The 19,471-nt window shown below is 68.4% G+C and carries 21 protein-coding genes; 10 read left to right on the plus strand and 11 right to left on the minus strand.

The window, feature by feature from the left end; translation table 11 throughout:
- The first annotated feature begins 13 nt into the window (after positions 1-13).
- The gene (locus tag ACWGID_RS03880) at positions 14-520 is read left to right on the plus strand and encodes an NUDIX domain-containing protein (protein ID WP_452194157.1); all 507 of its coding nucleotides are present in this window, start codon (positions 14-16) and stop codon (positions 518-520) included.
- Here the strand turns inward: ACWGID_RS03880 and ACWGID_RS03885 are convergent.
- From ACWGID_RS03885 to ACWGID_RS03905, 5 genes are read right to left on the minus strand one after another with little or no spacing between them, the layout of a single operon-like run.
- The gene (locus ACWGID_RS03885; RefSeq protein WP_452194159.1) at positions 501-1,049 is read right to left on the minus strand and encodes a nucleosidase; all 549 of its coding nucleotides are present in this window, start codon (positions 1,047-1,049) and stop codon (positions 501-503) included. The genes ACWGID_RS03880 and ACWGID_RS03885 overlap by 20 nt on opposite strands.
- Entirely contained in the window at positions 1,046-2,197 is a 1,152-nt protein-coding gene (gene ispG / locus ACWGID_RS03890) for a flavodoxin-dependent (E)-4-hydroxy-3-methylbut-2-enyl-diphosphate synthase (protein ID WP_452194161.1), read from the minus strand. The genes ACWGID_RS03885 and ispG overlap by 4 nt, the downstream gene beginning before the upstream one ends.
- A 6-nt stretch (positions 2,198-2,203) precedes the next feature.
- A complete protein-coding gene (locus ACWGID_RS03895) occupies positions 2,204-3,514 on the minus strand; it encodes a M50 family metallopeptidase (RefSeq protein WP_452194163.1) in 1,311 nt (436 codons plus the stop codon).
- Positions 3,511-4,722 (minus strand): 1-deoxy-D-xylulose-5-phosphate reductoisomerase, encoded by a 1,212-nt coding sequence (gene dxr / locus ACWGID_RS03900; RefSeq protein WP_452194165.1) that lies wholly within the window; start codon positions 4,720-4,722, stop codon positions 3,511-3,513. The genes ACWGID_RS03895 and dxr overlap by 4 nt, the downstream gene beginning before the upstream one ends.
- A gap of 47 nt (positions 4,723-4,769) precedes the next feature.
- Positions 4,770-5,582 (minus strand): FHA domain-containing protein, encoded by an 813-nt coding sequence (locus ACWGID_RS03905; RefSeq protein WP_452194167.1) that lies wholly within the window; start codon positions 5,580-5,582, stop codon positions 4,770-4,772.
- 175 nt (positions 5,583-5,757) lie between these two features.
- Between ACWGID_RS03905 and ACWGID_RS03910 the strand changes: the two genes are divergently transcribed.
- From ACWGID_RS03910 to ACWGID_RS03940, 7 genes are all read left to right on the plus strand, one after another.
- Positions 5,758-6,387, plus strand: a complete 630-nt coding sequence (locus ACWGID_RS03910; RefSeq protein WP_452194169.1) for a type 1 glutamine amidotransferase — start codon at positions 5,758-5,760, stop codon at positions 6,385-6,387.
- A 21-nt stretch (positions 6,388-6,408) separates the two neighbouring features.
- Entirely contained in the window at positions 6,409-6,540 is a 132-nt protein-coding gene (locus ACWGID_RS03915) for a DUF1707 SHOCT-like domain-containing protein (protein WP_452194171.1), read from the plus strand.
- A gap of 132 nt (positions 6,541-6,672) precedes the next feature.
- Entirely contained in the window at positions 6,673-6,984 is a 312-nt protein-coding gene (locus tag ACWGID_RS03920; protein WP_452194173.1) for a hypothetical protein, read from the plus strand.
- A 46-nt stretch (positions 6,985-7,030) separates the two neighbouring features.
- Positions 7,031-8,194 carry an acyl-CoA dehydrogenase family protein gene (locus ACWGID_RS03925; protein WP_452194175.1) on the plus strand — a complete coding sequence of 388 codons (1,164 nt, stop codon included), beginning with the start codon at positions 7,031-7,033 and terminating at the stop codon, positions 8,192-8,194.
- Between the two features lie 58 nt (positions 8,195-8,252).
- Positions 8,253-8,552 carry a DUF6458 family protein gene (locus tag ACWGID_RS03930; RefSeq protein WP_452194177.1) on the plus strand — a complete coding sequence of 100 codons (300 nt, stop codon included), beginning with the start codon at positions 8,253-8,255 and terminating at the stop codon, positions 8,550-8,552.
- A 27-nt stretch (positions 8,553-8,579) separates the two neighbouring features.
- Positions 8,580-9,530: a neutral zinc metallopeptidase gene (locus ACWGID_RS03935; protein WP_452194179.1), complete on the plus strand. Its 951-nt coding sequence runs from the start codon at positions 8,580-8,582 to the stop codon at positions 9,528-9,530.
- Between the two features lie 26 nt (positions 9,531-9,556).
- Positions 9,557-9,940: a nuclear transport factor 2 family protein gene (locus ACWGID_RS03940; RefSeq protein WP_452194181.1), complete on the plus strand. Its 384-nt coding sequence runs from the start codon at positions 9,557-9,559 to the stop codon at positions 9,938-9,940.
- Here the strand turns inward: ACWGID_RS03940 and rny are convergent.
- From rny to recA, 6 genes are all read right to left on the minus strand, one after another.
- Positions 9,921-11,573, minus strand: coding sequence for a ribonuclease Y (gene rny, locus ACWGID_RS03945; protein WP_452194182.1), 1,653 nt, complete (start codon positions 11,571-11,573; stop codon positions 9,921-9,923). The two genes, ACWGID_RS03940 and rny, sit on opposite strands and share 20 nt — an antisense overlap.
- Positions 11,574-12,655: 1,082 nt before the next feature.
- Entirely contained in the window at positions 12,656-13,060 is a 405-nt protein-coding gene (locus ACWGID_RS03950) for an Rv0909 family putative TA system antitoxin (protein ID WP_452194184.1), read from the minus strand.
- Positions 13,061-13,514: 454 nt separating this feature from the next.
- Positions 13,515-13,919 carry an MmcQ/YjbR family DNA-binding protein gene (locus ACWGID_RS03955; RefSeq protein ID WP_452194186.1) on the minus strand — a complete coding sequence of 135 codons (405 nt, stop codon included), beginning with the start codon at positions 13,917-13,919 and terminating at the stop codon, positions 13,515-13,517.
- An 87-nt stretch (positions 13,920-14,006) separates the two neighbouring features.
- Positions 14,007-14,429, minus strand: coding sequence for a GNAT family N-acetyltransferase (locus ACWGID_RS03960; protein WP_452194187.1), 423 nt, complete (start codon positions 14,427-14,429; stop codon positions 14,007-14,009).
- Positions 14,426-14,905, minus strand: coding sequence for a regulatory protein RecX (locus ACWGID_RS03965; RefSeq protein ID WP_452194189.1), 480 nt, complete (start codon positions 14,903-14,905; stop codon positions 14,426-14,428). Before ACWGID_RS03965 ends, ACWGID_RS03960 begins: the two co-directional genes overlap by 4 nt.
- Before the next feature lie 1,789 nt (positions 14,906-16,694).
- Positions 16,695-17,780, minus strand: a complete 1,086-nt coding sequence (gene recA / locus ACWGID_RS03970) for a recombinase RecA (protein ID WP_452194191.1) — start codon at positions 17,778-17,780, stop codon at positions 16,695-16,697.
- A gap of 269 nt (positions 17,781-18,049) precedes the next feature.
- On the opposite strand from recA, the gene ACWGID_RS03975 reads away from it, so the two are divergent.
- Together ACWGID_RS03975 and ACWGID_RS03980 are read left to right on the plus strand one after the other, a co-directional pair.
- Positions 18,050-18,862: a hypothetical protein gene (locus ACWGID_RS03975; RefSeq protein WP_452194192.1), complete on the plus strand. Its 813-nt coding sequence runs from the start codon at positions 18,050-18,052 to the stop codon at positions 18,860-18,862.
- 28 nt (positions 18,863-18,890) lie between these two features.
- Complete coding sequence (locus tag ACWGID_RS03980) at positions 18,891-19,451, plus strand: GrpB family protein (protein ID WP_452194194.1); 561 nt, start codon at positions 18,891-18,893, stop codon at positions 19,449-19,451.
- Positions 19,452-19,471: the final 20 nt, after the last annotated feature.

Here is a 19,471-nt window from a genome sequence, read left to right on the forward strand (position 1 = left end):
CAGCATGACCCGCATGCAGCTGGACACCTTCCGCGCGCAAGGTCTCGCACCTGGCGGCCGGACGATCGAGCGGACCGCGGTCCGAGGCGTGCTCTCCCGCGACGACGAATTGCTGCTGCTGTTGTCCAAGCACGGCGACTACAAGTTCCCGGGCGGTGGAGTCGAGGTCGGCGAGACCCTCGAGGAGGCCCTCCGCCGCGAGTTCGACGAGGAGTGTGGGTACGGCGGGGTGCTCGTCGGACCGGAACTTGTGACAACTCGCGAAGAGGTGCCCGCGGTGGATGCGGGCTACGACGTGTTCGCGATGACGTCGTACTACTTCACGTGCTCGGGCGGCACGCCGATCGGCGGGCAACACCTCGAGGCGTACGAGGCGGGCCTGGGACTCACGCCCCGCTGGGTGACGGTCGGCCAAGCGCTCGACGCCAATCGCGCGGTGTTGGACGACGGCGTCGGGGTGATGCGGTGGTTGGTGCGGGAGACTGCTGTGCTGGAGTGGCTCAGCGGGCGTTCTGGTTGACCCACTCCCCCAGGACCTTCGCGCTGGCGTCGACGAGCGAAGGCCAGTCGAGCGCGGCTTCGTCGGCCGAGTCGGAGACGTGTTTCACGACGCGCACGGGTACGCCGTACTCGCGGCACGCGTACACGACCGCGTACGCCTCCATGTCGACCAGGTGCGCGCGCTCGGCCAGGCGATCGCGGACGGCGGGATCGGCGACGAACACATCGCCCGACGCGAGGACCGACCCGTCACCGCCCTCGACGGGCAGCTCATCCTGCGGGTCGACGCCGATCGCCCGCAACGCGTCCGCGTTCACGTCGTGGTTGATGACCTTGCTCGGCAGGTAGAGACCGGACAGGCCGTCCCGGAGCGCGCCGGTGGTGCCGACGTTCAGGACGACCAGGTCCGTGGTGTCGCGCTCGGACAACCCGCGGGTGACGGCGACGGCCGCCTGGGTCTTACCGATCCCGGTGAGGACCACCGGGATCGACTCCGGCACGTACCGCGCCTCGCCCGCGATCGCGCTGACTACCAGGTAGTTGGTCACCCGACGCTGACGGTGGGCTCGCCGGCTTCTCCGGCCTCGCCCATCTGCTCGGCGATCCGCATCGCCTCTTCGATCAGGGTCTCGACGATCGCCGCCTCGGGGACGGTCTTGATCACCTCGCCCTTGACGAAGATCTGGCCCTTGCCGTTGCCGGACGCGACGCCGAGGTCGGCCTCACGGGCCTCACCCGGACCGTTCACGACGCAGCCCATGACGGCGACCCGGAGCGGCACCTCCATGCCCTCCAGACCGGCGGTCACCTGCTCGGCGAGCGTGTACACGTCCACCTGCGCGCGACCGCACGACGGGCAGGAGACGATCTCGAGCTTGCGCTCCCGCAGGTTCAGCGACTGCAGGATCTGCAGACCGACCTTGACCTCCTCGACCGGCGGCGCGGACAGCGAGACGCGGATCGTGTCGCCGATCCCGCGGGACAGCAGCGCACCGAACGCGACCGAGGACTTGATCGTGCCCTGGAACGCCGGACCGGCCTCGGTGACCCCGAGGTGCAGCGGCCAGTCGCCGCGCTCGGCGAGCATCTCGTACGCCTGCACCATCACGACCGGGTCGTTGTGCTTGACCGAGATCTTGAAGTCGTGGAAGTCGTGCTCCTCGAACAGCGAGGCTTCCCAGACCGCCGACTCGACCAGCGCCTCCGGCGTAGCCTTGCCGTACTTCTCCAGCAGCCGCTTGTCCAGCGAACCCGCGTTCACGCCGATCCGCAGGGACGTACCGTGGTCCTTGGCCGCCTGGGCGATCTGCTTGACCTGGTCGTCGAACTTGCGGATGTTCCCCGGGTTCACCCGGACCGCGGCGCAGCCGGCCTCGATCGCGGCGAACACGTAGCCCGGCTGGAAGTGGATGTCGGCGATCACCGGGATCTGCGAGTGCTGCGCGATCTCCCGGAGCGCGTCGGCGTCCTCCTGCCGCGGGCAGGCGACCCGGACGATGTCGCAGCCGGCCGCGGTCAGCTCGGCGATCTGCTGCAGCGTCTTGTTGACGTCGTTGGTCGGGGTGGTGGTCATCGACTGCACCGAGACCGGCGCGTCGCCACCGACCAGCACGCTGCCCACCTTGATCTGCCGCGTCTTCCGGCGCGGAGCCAGCGTGGGGGGCGGCAGTGCGGGCATGCCCAGGTTGATGCTCATGTGTCCTTATCCGTTGAACAACTTGATGGGGTTCACGATGTCGGCGATGACGAGCAGGACGCCCATCACCACGATCACACTCGCCGCGACGTACGCGATCGGGAGCAGCTTGGCCACGTCGACGTACCCGGGGTCGGGCCGGCCGAACAGCTTCGCGAAGCCGCGCCGGATGCCTTCCCAGATCGCGCCGATCATGTGCCCGCCGTCCAGCGGCAGCAGCGGGATGAAGTTGAACAGCGCGAGGAACAGGTTCAGCGACGCGAGCAGCATGATCAAGCTCGCGAACTTCGCGCCGACGTCGAGGGCGTTGGAGGAGGCGATCTCGCCGGCGACCCGGCTGGCGCCGACGACGCTCATCGGGCTGTCCTGGTCGCGCTGGCCGCCGGTGATCGACTTCGCGACGCCGACCAGCTTCTCCGGGAACTGGCCGAGCGCCTTCACCGTGGCGACCGTGTAGGTGCCCATCTGGTCGAACGCGTAGCCGACGCTCTGCCGCTCGAGCTTGTCCTCCGGCGACACACCGAGGAACCCGACCGAGACGTACTTGTCCGAGCCCGGCTTGTCCAGCACCTGGTTGACGATCGTGCTGGTGTGCAGGGTCAGCTGCTGACCGTTGCGCTCGACAACGATCGTGGCGGCCTTGTCGGTGTTCGCCCGGATCAGCGGCGTCAGCTGGTCCCAGCTGTCGATCGTGGTGCCGTTGAACGACACGATCCGGTCGCCAACCTGGAACCCGGCCTGCTTGGCGGGCGAGAGCTTGTCGCCGTCCTGGCACTTGCGGTTCGCCGACGCCTGGTCGGCGGGGATCACGCAGTCCGTGACGGTGGAGATCGTGGTCTGCGGAACGTGCGCGCCGTACAGCGTGAAGAGGCCCGTGAACAGCACCGCCGCGATCAGCACGTTGACCAGCGGCCCGGACGCCATCACGATCAGCTTCTTCCACCACACCTTCTGGTAGAACAGCCGGCCGTCGTCCTCGGGCGCGATCGTCTCGTACTCCGCGGTGCGCGCGTTCTCGACCATCGACTGGATCGGGCCGGTGTTGGCCTTGCGGATCCGGGTCGGGTCCTCGCCCTTCGCGGGCGGCATCATCCCGATGATCCGGACGAAACCACCGGCCGGGATCGCCTTGATGCCGTACTCCGTCTCGCCGCGCTTCGTGGACCACACGGTGCGCCCGAAGCCGACGAAGAACTGCGTGACCTTCATCCCGAACGCCTTGGCCGGGAGCATGTGACCCATCTCGTGCAGTGCTACCGAGATCAGGACCCCGGCGACGAACAGCACGATGCCGAGGATGGTGAGGAGCACGCTCATGCCTCTTGGTTCTCCCGTACGCCGGTGATCTCACGAGCCCGGGTTCGGGCCCACGCGTCCGCGGCGAGCACGTCGTCGACGGACAGTTCCTCATATGAGGGTACGTCGTGGTCGGTCACCACCCGGGCCACCGTGTCGACGATTCTCACGAACGGTAACCGGCCGTCCCGGAACGCCTGGACACAGACCTCGTTGGCGGCGTTGAAGACCGCCGGGGCCGTCCCGCCGCGGGTACCTGCCTCGCGGGCCAGCTGGACCGACGGGAACTCGGCGTCGTCGACCGGCTGGAACGTCCAGGTGCTCGCCTGGGTGAAGTCCCACGGCGGCGACGCGTCCGCTATCCGGTCGGGCCAGCCGAGCGCCAGCGCGATCGGCACCGTCATCGTCGGTACGCCGACCTGCGCCATCGTGGAGCCGTCGAAGAACTCGACCATCGAGTGGATGGCCTGCTGCCGGTGGATCACGACGTCGATCCGGTCCATCGGGATCCCGAAGAGCAGGTGCGCCTCGATCAGCTCGAGGCCCTTGTTGACCAGCGTCGCCGAGTTGATCGTGACGACCGGGCCCATCGCGAAGTTCGGGTGCTCCAGGGCCTGCTCGACCGTGACGGTCTCCATCTCACTGCGCGGCTTGCCGAGGAACGGGCCGCCGCTCGCGGTCAGCAGCAGTCTGCGGACCTCGTCCGGCCCGCCGCCGCGCAGGCACTGGGCGATCGCGCTGTGCTCGGAGTCGACCGCGACGATCTGCCCCGGCTTGGCCCGCCGCGTGACGATCGGGCCGCCGATCACCAGCGACTCCTTGTTGGCCAGCGCGAGCGTGTTCCCGGCGTCCAGGGCGGCCAGGGTCGCGTGCAGCCCGACCGAGCCGTTGATGCCGTTGAGAACCACGTCACACGGCATCGCCGCGAGCTCGCTGGAAGCGTCCGGCCCGGTGACGATCTTCGGGATCCGGAACTCGCCCTGCGCGTATCCCTTGCGCTGCGCCTCGGCGTAGAAGGCGAGCTGCAGGTCCTGCGCGACCGTGGCCTTCGCCACCGCGACGACCTCGACGCCGAAGTCGAGCGCCTGCTCGGCCAGCAGCGCGACGTTGCCGCCGCCGCCGGACAGCGCGAGCACGTGGAAGCGGTCCCGGTTACGCCCGATCAGCTCGAGCGCCGTGGTACCGATCGAGCCGGTGGAGCCGAGGATGACGACGCTGCGCGGGTTCACGGCGCCATTGTTCCAGGTGCGCACCCATCGTGACGACCAGGCCTCGTTCAGCTGATGTACAGGCGGAACGGGAAGGCTCCGAGGCCGATCTCGTCACCGTGCCCGACCGCTGCGGTGTCGATCCGCTCACCGTTCACGAACGTCCCGTTGGTCGCCGCCAGGTTCCGCAACTCATAGGTGGTCGCGTCGATCCGCAGGAGTTCCGCGTGGTGCCGGCTCACCTCCGGGCGGTCCAGGATCAGATCGCAGTCCGGAGCCCGCCCGATCCGGACCAGGTCGAGCAGCGGTACGACGTCACCGGCCTCCCCGACGAGCACGGGCTGCGGTCCGGTCTCCAGCGCCGCTGCGATCCCACCCACACCGGCCGTCCGGATCGACAGCGACACGATCAGGTCGTCGCCCTTGTCCACGTGCAGGTTGTGCTGAGCGCCGTACCCCTGCAGGAGGTCGCCGTGCTCGTCGATGACGACCGCGGAGACGTGGTAGTACCCAGGAGGCAGTTGCGCGTACGCCGCGGCGCCGAGCGACGTGGTGAGAACCACAGCGTCGTACTCGCGGTGACTCACGTCGGTGATGGTGATCAGGACCGGGTTGTTCGCGGTGAGGTGCGCCTCGGCGCCGGTGTCGCCCGGGGTGAACTCGACGGTCACCATCGGCGCCGGACCGATCTCGTCCAGGCCGACCAGCCGCCCGACCACAGGCACCGCACCGGTGGGGATGTCCAGCGGCACGTACTGACCGTGCGACCGCACCAGGACGTCCAGCTGCGGCCGCGTCCACCCGTTGCGCCGGGCGAGCAGGTACGCGCTGACCATGCCCTTGCCGAAGATGAAGGCGACGTCGCCCACCACGGCTCGCACGAATCCACTGACAGGTTCCATCGGCACCCCCAGTGCATCAGTATCCAGGAATCGCCACTCCGGTACGGCGGTGCTCGGTGTGCCGCCGTACCGTTGCCCGGTGACCCCAGTTCCGGCTTCCGTACTCATCATCGAGAACGACCGCGACAGCGGTCCAGGCAAAATCCTCGATTGGATGGACGATCGTGAGATCTCGCCGGTCGTCGTCCGGGCCTGGGACGGTGAACCTGTGCCCCGGAGCGTCGACGGCCATGCGGCGCTGATCATGCTCGGCGGCGGGATGCTGCCGGACGAGGACGAGCGGTCGCCCTGGCTGGCGGACGAGCGGGCGTTGCTGCGCGACGCGCACGGCAAGGTGCCGGTGCTCGGCATCTGCCTCGGTGGACAGTTGCTGGCGCACACCTTCGGCGGTGAGGTGCAGGGGAAGTACGGACTGCCCGAGAAGGGTGTGACGCCGCTGACGGTGCTGCCTGCCGCGGCGGACGACGTACTGCTGGCGGGGCTGCCGTCAACGGTGCGGGCGGTGGAGAGTCATCAGGACCAGATCACCCGGCTGCCGGCGGATGCCGTGCTGCTGATGTCCAGCGAACGCTGCCCGAACCAGATGCTGCGGATCGGCCGGAGCTGGGGCGTGCAGTTCCACCCGGAGGTCACAGCGGACCGGGTACGGCGCTGGAACCCGGAGCGACTGCGGTCGCTCGGATTCGACCCCGAGACGGTCGTCGCCGACGCCGAGCAGTACGCCGTGGAACTCGACAAAACCTGGTCCACGGTCGTCGGGAGATTTCTCGATCTCACGGCCTGACTCAGCGCTACCTTTGGGGGCATGAGTCTGGAGCAGCCGCCGCCCGGCCACCGGGCATCCGACAACGACCGTGAGCGTGCCGCCGCCGTGGTCCAGGAAGCACACACCGACGGGCGGCTGGACATCCAGGAGCTCGACGAGCGGCTGACCTAGGTCTACTCGGCCAAGACCCAGCTCGAGCTGCGCAACGCGACCGCCGACCTGATCCCGGTCGCGCACGGCAGCACGCAGGAACTGACGCTGCGCGCCCGCCACAGCGCCCAGAAGCGCGAAGGCAAGTGGGTCGTGCCCGAGCGGGTGACCGCGATCGCGGAGCACTCACCGGTCAAGCTCGACTTCACCGACGCGATCGTGCACTGGGGCGTTGTCCACGTCGACGCGCACACCAAACACAGCCCCGTGATCATGGTGATCCCCGAGGGCTGGAGCGTCGACGTCGACCAGGTCGAGGCGGTACACAGCAGCGCGAAGAACAAGGCCGGCCCGCCGCGGCCCGGCGGCGTCCGCCTGGTCGTCACCGGCAAAGCCCGGCACTCCAACATCATCGTCCGCCACGCCCGCAAAAGGCACTGGTGGTGGCCCTGGTACCGGAAGTGATCCACACCTCCTCTCTCCCCGGCCGGATTGCCGTTAGCGTTCAGTTATGACTGCTTCGCTGGATCTCGTTGATGTTGATTCCTTGCTTACCGAGGAGGAGGTCGACGTTCGGGCGGCTGCGCGGCGGTTCGCGGACGAGCGGTTGCGGCCTTCGTTGCCGGAGTGGTTCGAGACGGGGTCGATCCCGGCGCGGGAGCTGGCGAAGGAGCTGGGTGCGCTCGGGTTTCTCGGGATGCATCTGACGGGGTACGGGTGCGCCGGCGTCGGGCCGGTCGCGTACGGGCTGGCGTGTCTGGAGATCGAGGCGGCCGACTCGGGGATGCGGTCGCTGGTGTCGGTGCAGGGATCGCTGGCGATGTACGCGATCTGGAAGTACGGCAGCGAGGAACAGAAGAACGAGTGGCTGCCCCGAATGTCCGCCGGCGAGGCGATCGGCTGCTTCGGCCTAACCGAGCCCGACTTCGGATCGAACCCGGCCGGCATGCGCACGAACGCCCGCCGCGACGGCGCCGACTGGGTGCTGAACGGCTCGAAGATGTGGATCACCAACGGTTCGGTCGCCGACGTCGCGGTGGTCTGGGCGCGGACCGACGACGGTGTCCGCGGCTTCGTCGTACCGACGTCGACGCCCGGTTTCTCGGCACCGGAGATCAAGCAGAAGATGTCGTTGCGGGCGTCCGTGACGTCGGAGCTGGTGCTCGAGGACGTGCGGCTTCCGGAGAGCGCGATGTTGCCCGAGGCCCGTGGTTTGTCCGGTCCGCTCGGCTGCCTGAACGAGGCCCGGTTCGGGATCATCTTTGGCGCGATGGGCGCGGCCCGGGACTGCCTGGAGACCGCGGTCGCCTACGCCGGTGAGCGGATCGTGTTCGACAAACCGCTGACGGCGTACCAGCTGACCCAGGCGAAACTGGCCGACATGGCGGTCGAGCTGAACAAGGGCATCCTGCTCGCCGTCCACCTCGGCCGACTGAAGGAGAAGGGCACGCTCCGCCCGGAGCAGGTCTCGGTCGGCAAGCTCAACAACGTCCGCGAGGCGATCGCGATCGCCCGTGAGTGCCGCACGATCCTGGCGGCGAACGGGATCAGCGGCGAGTACCCGATCATGCGGCACGCCAACAACCTCGAGTCGGTCCTCACCTACGAGGGCACGTCCGAGGTACACCAACTGGTGATCGGCCAAGCGCTGACCGGGCAGTCCGCCTTCCGCTGACGAATACGCTCCGCGACTCCTGGGCACCGGATTGCAAACTGCTCAGGAAGGAGCATCTATGCGGATCGGGGCCGGGATCGCACTCGTCGTGGTCGGCGCCGTCATCGCCTTCGCCGTCCGGATCCACTCGGACGTGTTCAACCTGCGGGCGCTCGGAATCATCATCATGCTCGGCGGCGCGGCCGGCATCTGGCTGTCCTACCGCCTCGCCAACCAACGCCGGCGAGGCGCGCGGCCCGTGATCGACCCCGACGTCGAGAAGCAGTACCGCACCGCTCCTCTGCGCCAGGTCGGCGAGGAGCCGATCGACGTCACGCCGACCCATCTTCGCGAGCAACCGGACCACCGCCGCCGCTGACCTCGGCCACCGGCTAGCATCCGGTCCGTGATCAGGCGGGTTGGGGTGGTCGGTGCGCTGGTCGTTGTCCTCGCAGCGGCCGGAGTTGTCGTCGTACGCGCGGTTGGTTCCGGTTCGGATCGACCTGTCGCCCAGACGACGCCGGGGACCACCTCGCCTACTCCGACCGCGCAGCCGTCGACGCCCAGCAGTACGCCGACAGTCAGTACGCCGCCTGTCAGCACCCCGACCGCGAGCACCCCGACCGTCAACGCGACCACGGCGGCGCTCGCGGCGCAGAACCGCATCCTCCTGCGGAACCCGCTGTACGGCGTCGGGCGCCTCCCGGCCTCGCACTGCAAGGAGCCCACCGTCCGGCCGACCTCGGTCGCGAACGTGCGCAAGTACTACGCCGAGTTCGTCCGCTGCCTCGACAAGGCGTGGGCGCCGGTGGTCCGGAAGGCCGGCTTCACGTTCCGGTCACCGCGTGTCGAGGTCTTCACCGGCCCCTCACGGACCCTGTGCTCCGTCACCGACTCGGCCGCGTACTGCGGGGGCGTGATCTCGATGAGCGCCGACTTCGACCTCAAGAACTACCGCCAGTACGACAAGCTCTGGACACGGACGACCATGGCCCACCTCGTCGCCCACGAGTACGCCCATCACATCCAGGCACTCACCGGAATCTCGGCAGCCGCAGCCGAGCGCGCGACGTACCTGAACGGCGTCGAGGCGAACCTGCAGGACAGGCGTCGCCTCGAGCTGCAGGCGTCCTGCCTGAGTGGCGTCTACCTCGGCGCCGATCGACGGTACTTCCCCGTCTCAGGCAGCTGGAAAGAGAAGTGGGTCTGGACCATCCGCCACCGCGGCGACGAATGGGGCACGGTCCGCGACCACGGCGACAGCTCCAGCCACAGCAAGTGGACCCGTCGCGGCTTCGACGCGGGGGCACCGTCGGCCTGCAACACCTACACCGCGTCGGCCGCCAGCGTGGCCTGAACCAGCAGTCCATGGCACTGTGAATCATGGACAGGAACCGGGAAGTGCTCGAGCGATTGTGGCCGACCGACGGCCGGCTCGCGCTCTCGGCCGAGGCCGAGCACGAGCTACGCACGGACGACTACGTGCTGGACATGCCGCAGTCCGGTGAACGCATCGTCGGCCGAGACCTGATGCGCGAGATGCAGCAGGAGTACCCGAACCCGCCGTCGATCCAGATCCTGCGCATCGCCGGCGCCGGCGACCACTTCGTCGTCCTCGGCCGCTCGGACTACGGCGGCGACATCTACTACGTCGCGAACGTCGTCGAGTTCCGCGACGGCCGGATCGCCCGCGAGACGCGCATCTACGGCGCCCCGTTCGAGGCGCCGCAGTGGCGCGCGAAGTACGCTACTTCGCCACCTCGGTAGCGCGAGACTCCCGTACGACGGTCACGCGGATCTGACCGGGGTACGTCAACTCCTCCTCGACCTGCTTCGCGATGTCGCGCGCCATCACCTGCGCCGCGATGTCGTCGACCGCGTCCGGCAGCACCATCACGCGGATCTCGCGCCCGGCCTGCATCGCGAACACCTTCTCGACGCCGTCGTGATGCATCGCGATCTCCTCGAGCCGCTCGAGTCGCTGCACGTACGCCTCCAGCGACTCCCGCCGCGCGCCCGGCCGTCCACCACTCACCGCGTCCGCGGCCTGGGTGAGCACGGCCTCGACCGTCCGTACTTCGACCTCGTTGTGGTGCGCCTCGATGCAGTGCACGACGTCGTCGCTCTCGCCGTACTTGCGGGCCAGCTCCGCGCCGACGATCGCGTGACTGCCCTCGGACTCGTGCGTGAGCGCCTTGCCGATGTCGTGCAGGAACGCGCCACGCTTGCACAGCTTCGGATCCAACCCGAGCTCGGCCGCCATCATCCCCGCGATGTGCGCCGACTCGACCAGATGCTTCAACACGTTCTGCCCGTACGACGTCCGGTACCGCAGCAGGCCCATCGTCCGGGCGAGCTCCGGGTGCAGGTCGGTGATCCCGACCTCCGCCATCGCGTCCTCGGCGGCCCGCTCGCACAGCTCGGCGACCTCGCCCTTGCTGCGCTCGTAGATCTCCTCGATCCGGGACGGGTGAATCCGGCCGTCGAGCACCAGCGAGTCGAGGGTCAGGCGCGCGGTCTCCCGGCGTACCGGATCGAAGCAGGACAGCAGCACTGCCTCGGGGGTGTCGTCGATGATCAGGTTCACGCCGGTGGTCTGCTCGAACGACCGGATGTTGCGGCCCTCGCGGCCGATGATCCGGCCCTTCATGTCGTCGCTCGGCAGATGGACGACCGACACCACGGACTCGCTGGTCTGCTCGGACGCGAGCCGCTGCACCGCGCCGGTGATGATCTTGCGGGCCTTCGTCTCGCCCTCGTCCAGTGCCTGCCGCTCGATGTCGCGAACGATCGTGTGCGCGTGCCGCTTGGCCTCGTCCTCGATCGCGGACACGAGCTCGGTCTTCGCCTGCTCGGCGGTCAGGTTCGCGACACCTTCGAGGATCCGGCGGCGCTCGTCGTCCAGGTCCTTGATCTCCTGCTTGCGCTGGTCCAGCTCGGCCAGCTGCGCGGTGACCTCGGTGTGGCGTTCCTCGACCGCGCGGTGCTGCTCGTCGAGCCGCTCCTCACGTTCGGTCAGCCGGTGGTCGCGACGCTCCATCTCCAGGCGCTGCTCACGCAGATCATCCCGGATCGACTGCGCCTCAGCCTCAGCTTCCCGCCGTACGTCGGACGCTCGCTGCTCGGCGTCCCGTCGTACCTCGGAGGCCCGGTCCTCGGCGGCACGGCGAATCTCCTCGCCCCGCTGCTCGGCCGCCTCCGCGCGGGTCCGCAGTACGGCGGCGTCCTCCTCGGCCTGCCGACGTACCTGGTCAGCGGCGGACTTGGCCGCCTGCTCCACCTCGACTCGGGCGGTCGAGTTGTCGACGGCCTTTCGGCGGGAGAGGGTCAAGCCGATCCACGCCAGCAGTCCGGCGATCAGCAATCCGATCAGGGCCAGGCCAACGGACATCGCGGTCATCGGCGTCTCCCCTCTCCTTCGAGTCCCACGCGGGACTGTGGCCGTCGGTCGAAGGGACTACCACTCATACGGTCGAGGAGACGGTACGGCGCCGCCGGGGTACGGCTGGACGGGTGCCACCTCGGTGAGGCGGTACCAATGCGTTGCCGTTTCCTGCGATGCCGTGACGACGGTGTCGCTGCGCACTCGCTGGTCGCGGTCCGCGAACCCCCGTCCGCGGATTGCCTGGCGGCCGCGTACGCGGCTGGCCAGCGTTGTTTGCCTCGTTTACTCACCGTGAGTCACCGCTGACAACCGGAGACCACGATGGGCCCGCCTCGCGCCCGGTTCGGCTCGCTCGCGCTGCCGTCCGGGATGTGCGTGCGGTGCCGCCTATCCGACGGCGCTTTCGGGCGCCGTCGTCCTTCCTTCAGCTCGGTCGAGCGTGGTTGCGTCTTTTCCGGCCGGCCGTTTCACCGGCCCACCGATCCTTATATCCGCCACCGATGCGGTGGGTTCGTCCCTTCTTGGTCCTGAGGCTAAGCGCGCCCCACCACCCGGTCAAGCGGACACTCACGCACGCCCCCACCGATCCCCCACCCCACCCCACCAAACCAGACCACCCCACCCAATGGTCCCCTCCACAACACCCCGCACCGACACGCGACCGCACGAGCAACACCAACCCTCACCAAAGTGCGCCGACGTCACCATCGTGGCTCGCCGACGCACAGCGGCCCGACAGGCACGCTCGCCGAGGTGCGCCGAGCGGCGGGCGCTCACGCGCCGAGCAACACATCCACCGCGACCCAGCACCGCCAGCTCGGCTAGTCGAACGACCAGGACTCGCTTCGCCGGGTGGGCGGGGAGCATGACACACAACTTTCACCAAAGTGCGACGGCTTGACAGCCTCGCTCGCCAAGGTGCGTCGGGCGCCATGCGCTCAGGCGCCGAGCAACGCATCCACCGCGCCCCGGCACTGACAGGTCGGCTGGTCGAAAGACCAGGACCTGCTAGCCGGGGTGCGCGGGGAGCGTGTCAGCAACTGCCAAGGTGCGGCGGCGTGACAGCACCGCTCGCGAGGTGCGTCGGGCGGCGGGCGCTAGCCGGCGGCCGGGCCTGGTCCGGGCGTCGGGCGGTCGGAACTAGCGGTGCCGGCCGAGGTCGCGGAGTTCCCGGTCGCCTCATCGGAACTCGGCGTTTGGCTGGTCGCCGCGTTCTCGGCTGTTTCCGCGCTCGCGGAGCCGGATCCTGCGTCAGATGCCGAGCCGGTTGCTGAGTCGGATGGCGCCTCGGTTGTTGCGTCGCTCGGGCTCTCGTCGGTGTTCTGCTTGTCGACGAAGCCGCCGACCTTCTGCTGGACAGCGTCGACCTTCTCCGCGTACTTCCCGCCGGTCTGCTTGTCGATCAGATCGCCGGCTTTCTCGACGCCGGCTTTGATCTTGTCCGGGTTCTGCTTGACGACATTCCGGAGCCAGTTCTTCGCCTGTTCCTGAAAATCGTTCATTGCACCCTCCGCGGTGTCTGGGGCGGATCGACGGAAAATCCCAGCCTACGGACCGGCCCAAATACCAGTCCTACTTCGGATAACACACCGTCATCCCGCACCCGTCAACGCCCCTCGCCGCGAGCCCGACCCCGAACCCACCTCACGCAACGTAACAACGCCGCCCCCAACCGACCAGATCCCGCCCACCCCAACACGCCCGCCCCAGACCCACCCCGCTCCAATCACCCGGTCAGCCCGCCACCGATCCCCGGTCTACGCGCTACGAATCACCCAGCCAGCGCGACGCCGATCACCCGGTCGACGTGCCCCGGATCGCCAGGTCGGCGCCCCGCCGATACCCCGTCGACGCCTCCGGATCACCTGGTCGACGCTCGACGATCACCCACTCAGTACTTTCCCGCGGGCCAGCGCCCGGCCGGCCCGCCTATCAAAGCTCCGTCGATCCCGCGGGTCAGCGTTCGGTCGCTTGCCCGTCCAGGTGGGCCTTCGCGATGTCCGCCGGAGCACGCACCAACCACCCGTCGAGCAGCGCCTCCCGCAACACCGGCTCGGACACTTTCTCCAGTTCGACAAGCACCGCGGCGTACCCGTTGAAATGTGGAATCGTGAAAAACCCGTCCCCAGCCCGCGCTGCAAGCACCGCTTCCTTCTCGGCGAGGTCCTCCACCACGATCGCCAGAATCGGCCCAGCCGGCGGCGTCTCGTCGCCGTACCGCTTCAGATCAGCCTTACTGAACGGCCGCTCCCACGCATACCCCTTACCCCCAACCGCCCAAGTCCGCTGCCCATACCGACTCGTCTCCTCGGTCCCCGGCAACTCCCCCACCAACCGCTCCACATCCCCAAAACTCACCATCCCCCGACGCTACCCCCGCCCCGCCCAACCCTCGTGAATCCACAACCGACATCCCACGGTCCCGCAGCGCTGGAACCTGCCTACCGGCTAACCGGCCCACAACCACGGGCCGACGCAGCGCTGGAACCCGGCGGCCAGGTAGAACTCGGCCACCTCATCCCTGACCGCCGACACGAACACAACCTCGGCCCCCAGCCCCGCCAACCACCGACGGCACTGCCCCAGCAACGCCGCACCCGTTCCGGCAGTACGCCGACCCGGAGCCACCACCAGCTCTTCCACCATCCCGTACGGCTCGTGCCCGTAGTCGACAAACGTCGCGACGATCACCCCGACGACGTCATCGCCATCAGCCGCGACAAATGTCCGAGCCTCCTGCCGCACCGCCGGCAGCGTGGCAGCCTCGGCCGCGTCCCCATGCAACTCCCGCAGCAACACCCGAATCGCCCCGGCATCAACCGCCCCAGCCTCGCGCACCACCACCCCCTCGCGAGACTCAGCGTGATTCATTCAGGCTCCAACCCGGATGAATCCAACATCGGGAACTCCTCGTGGCTCGCATCGAGTTCCTGCTTGACGATGCTCATGGCAAGACCACCCGGATAGCCTTTGCGAGCAAGCATTCCGAGCAACCGGCGCATCGCCACCTGTCGCTCCAGCGAACGCATCGACCGCAACTTCCGCCGTACCAGCTCGCGGGCCGTCTCCTCTTCCTGCTCCGGAGCCAGCTCCTCGAGCGCATCCCGCGTCAACTCATCATCGACGCCACGCCGCCGAAGCTCCTGCGCGAGCGATCGCTTGCCCAGCCCGCGCCCTCGATGCCGCGACTCCACCCACGCCTTCGCGAACGCCGCATCATCGATCAACCCGACGTCAGTGAACCGATCCAGCACCTCATCAGCGACGTCGTCCGGAATCTCCCGATCAGCCAACACATCGGCCAACTCAGCCCGCGTCCGCGGCTGGCCGGTCAGCTTGTCCAGCAAGATCGTCCGGGCCACCGCGTACGGATCCGAATCACCATCCAACGCAGAATCCCGAGGCTCGGCTCCCTCCGCGGACCGCGACCTCCCGCGCCGCCCGAACCCACCCCCAACACGCCGCCGCCCCGTCCCCCGACGCGCACTTCCACCACTGGACCCGCCGGTCCCCGCACCCCGCCCAGACCGGCCACCCTCAGCCGCGACCTCACCACTCGGGTCAACACCGGACACACCAGCCCAAGCAGACACTGCACTTCGAACAGGCGGAGCGGTCTCGGCAGACGCGCTAACCGCAGAGGGTCCACGTCGGTCAGCGGACGCGCCGTGCTCAGCGGACGCGCCGTGCTCAATGGACCCGCCGTGCTCAGTGGCCGTGTCGTGGTCGATGGACCCGCCGCGGTCAGCGGACCCGCCGTGCTGAGCGGACCCGGCCTGTTCAGCAGACCCGCTGTGTTCAGCAGACCTGCCTCGGTCAGTGGATGTCTCACCCAACGGCGGAGTGGATGTCTCAGGTGAGGTCTCGCTGGACGTATCGCCGGCGGTCTCGCCGTGGCGGGCAAAGGACTGCCCGCTCGATGCGTCGGCGAGTGTGTGATCGGGCTTGGCCGGCTGAACTCGACGCGAACTGGCCGCGGAGTCGTCCGAATCTCCCCACGGATCGAGTCCGCCAGCAGCCGAACGAAGGTTCCGCTCAAACGCAGTCGTCGACGACCTGTCAGCCGACGCATCAGGTGCGTCAGCCGATCGATCGCCGCCCATGGAACGCCCACGCCTAGAACGGCTCCGACCAGAGCTGTCTAGGTCAGAGCGACCCGAACTTGAGCCACTCTTGCTCGACCGGCCGCGATCGACCCGACCATCGGTGGATCGAGGATGCACTGACTGGCGCTCGACGGAATCGCCATCGATGGACTCGCCGTCGGCGGACTGGCGGTCGTCGGACTGGCGGTCGTCGGACTCGCTGTCAGCAGACCCGCTACCGATGGACCGACGATCGGTGGATTGGCGATCGATGGACTCGCTATCGGTGGACCGGCTGCCGGTAGAGCGACCGCGGTTGGCGCGGGGTGCGGGAGGGGCTTCGGCGTCATCGGCGAAAGCTCGTGCCTCGGCCTGCCTGTCGGCGGCCTGGGCTTCGAAAGCCTCGGCCAAGCGCTCGTCCTGATCGCCCCACGGATCGACCGCTTTCACAGCGGAGCTACGGCGCGAGGCGTCACGCCGAGGTACCTGCCGAACGTTCTCCGCCCGGGACGATGTCGAAGCAGGGGACGGTTCGGTCCGCACTCGCCGGGACCGAGCCCCGGGCGCAGACTTTTCTTCAGACTCTCGAATGCTGTCGCGAGAGGTGTCGGGCTCGTCCCAGGGGTCGACTGTGCCGACGGTTCGCCTGATGGAGCCGGGACGCCGCGAGGTTTCCCAACCCGAGTCGTCCGCAGACAGAAAGTCGTCGGAGTCGTCCTGGGCACTTCCCCGCTTTGCGGTCGAGCTGCGACCACCGGTACGCCGACTCCGTCGGCCCGAGCCAGATCTAGAACCCGTCGACGCCTCGGCCCCGCGTTTCGCGGCTGCAGACCGATTCGCGGCCGAAGACACTGACGCTGCTGATGACGATGACGTTGGTGAAGACGCCGATGGCCACGTTGATGAACTCAACGCGGTCGACGGTGGGCCTTCGGCCAGGAGTTTGCGGGCGAGGGCCAGGCGTTCCTCGTGGGGTAGAGACAGCGCCGCGGGGGCAGCGTCGTCGGCAGTTGGCGACTGCCGACCCACGCTGCCGCCCGCGGTGGGTCGATCAGAAGTCGACATCAACCTCGGCCTTGGCGGCCTCGTCGGCCGGGGCGTCGAGCGTCGGGCCGATGCCCATCTTCTCCTTGATCTTCTTCTCCAGCTCGTTGGCCAGATCGGGGTTGTCACGCAGGAAGTTCCGCGCGTTCTCCCGGCCCTGACCGAGCTGGTCGCTCTCGTAGGTGAACCAGGCGCCGGCCTTGCGGACGAAGCCCTGGTCCACGCCGAGGTCGAGCAGGCTGCCCTCACGGCTGATGCCCTGGCCGTAGATGATGTCGAACTCGGCCTGCTTGAACGGCGGGGCCACCTTGTTCTTCACGACCTTGACGCGGGTCCGGTTACCGACCACGTCGGTGCCGTCCTTCAGCGACTCGATCCGGCGGACGTCCAGCCGCACCGACGCGTAGAACTTCAGCGCCTTACCACCGGTCGTCGTCTCCGGGGAGCCGAACATCACGCCGATCTTCTCGCGCAGCTGGTTGATGAAGATCGCGGTCGTGTTCGTCCCGCTGACCGCGCCGGTCATCTTCCGCAGCGCCTGGCTCATCAGCCGGGCCTGCAGACCGACGTGGCTGTCGCCCATCTCGCCCTCGATCTCGGCGCGCGGCACCAGCGCGGCCACGGAGTCGATCACGACGATGTCGATCGCGCCGGAGCGGACCAGCATGTCGGCGATCTCCAGGGCCTGCTCACCGGAGTCGGGCTGCGAGACCAGCAGCGCGTCGGTGTCGACACCGAGCTTCCGCGCATACTCCGGGTCGAGGGCGTGCTCGGCGTCGATGAACGCCGCGATCCCGCCGGCCCGCTGGGCATTCGCGACCGCGTGCAGGGCGACCGTCGTCTTACCGGAGGATTCCGGGCCGTAGATCTCCACCACGCGACCGCGCGGCAGACCACCGATCCCGAGTGCGATGTCGAGCGAGATCGACCCGGTCGGGATGACCTCGATCGGGGGCTTGTTCTGCTCCCCCAGGCGCATCACCGATCCCTTGCCGCACTGCCGCTCGATCTGCGTCAGCGCGGTCGCAAGCGCCTTCTCGCGATCGGCCGCCGCACGCTCCGCACTTGCCGCCGCGCTCGCTGCACCCGCCATGTGACTGCCACCTGACCCATCTGATAATCCGGGGCCGCCAGCCGGCCGCCCGAAGGAACTTCGTTGTCGCCAGAGAAGGTATTCGTCCGCACCGACAGTTTTCGTCGCGACTTCGAATCTGTGGACAACTCGGCCCGTCCACGCACCTTCAGAGCACCAAAGTATCCCGAACACGTGTTCGAATCACAACTGACACGCCGAACCCTGCCCGGGCAACCATCCTGACCCGTGCGCTCCCTACCCTTGCGGGCGTGACAGACCGTCCCGACGTGCCCGATTCAGCCGTGATTCTGGCTCTCAGCCGGGTCGAGTTCGGCATCGACACCGTACTCGACGCACTCCGCACCCAGGACCCGTTCGGCGTCCGCAGCATCCTGACGGAGTACTCCGGCCAGGAGAAGCCCAACCTCGCGGAGAAGGCCCTGATCCTCGCGATCGATCGGCTGCTGAAGATGAAGGTGCCCGGGCACTCGGAGTGGCCAATGCTGCCGCTCGCCAAGCGCTGCGACTGGTGGGTGGCCCGGCTGGGCGGGTTCGCGGCCGTCGTCGCGGCACTCCCCCGGCTCAGCGGTGCGGCCGCCGACCGGCTCCCGATCAAGGACACCCTCGGTGCGGCCGCCGACCGGCTCCCGATCAAGGACACCCTCGGTGCGGCCGTCCAGGCGATGGTGATCGGCGCGGTCTGCCGTGAGTACGGCGTTGAGGCGCATGCCGACCGTACGGCGATCATCGCTCGTGTACTGACCGACCGGCCGATCACACCGGACGAGGTACTCAAGTACGACGACCCGACCGTCGCTGGGCAGGACGTAGCGAAGCAACTCGGCCTCGGCGACGAGACCGAGGAGAAGGGGCTGCGTCAGGGCGTCCGGATGATCTGGCGGATCAGCAAGCTGTTCGGTGGGCTCAACGAGATCTTCGAGGAGCGTCCACGCGGCGGTCTGGCTGCCCGGTTCGTCGGGAAGCTCCCAGGCGTCGGGGTGGTCGGCGGGTACTTCGACGAGCGCAAAGCGATCCGAAAGGCGGCGTACGAGGCGGCCGACTTGCTCACCAACGGTGCGTTCCGGCTCAAGCCTGTCTGACCCCACGGACTCCTGGGATGATCTCGGCATGACTGGGATCGTCATCGCCCGCCCTGACGACAGCTGGCCGGCGCAGTACGAGAAGACAGCCCACACGATCGGCGGACTGCTGGGCGAGCTCGCCCAGCGGATCGACCACATCGGTTCCACCTCGGTGCCCGGGCTGCCGGCCAAGGACATCATCGACATCCAGGTGACAGTGGGTACGGAGTCCGAGTTGGACGCGGTGGCGGAACGGATGGCCGCCGCGGACTGGGAGCTCCGTCCACCGCGTCGTGACCACCCGGTGCCCGGACTGCCCACGGACGAGGCCCAGTGGGTGAAGCGGATGCTGGTCGAGCCGATGTACCGGCGCCGGGTCAATCTCCACATCCGTGTGACGGGCCGGGCCAACCAGCGGTACGCACTGCTCTTCCGCGACTACCTGCGCAGTCATCCGGAGACGGCGCGTGCGTACGCCGCGTTCAAGCAGCACGCAGCCGCCCTCCGGCTCGAGATCGGTGACTACTCCGACCTCAAGGACCCGGTCTGCGACCTCATCTACCTGCCGGCCGAGGAATGGGCGGCGCGCACCGGCTGGACCGGCTGAAGCGATTTGTTGCCTTAGGC

The sequence above is a fragment of the Kribbella sp. NPDC054772 genome (assembly GCF_053611945.1).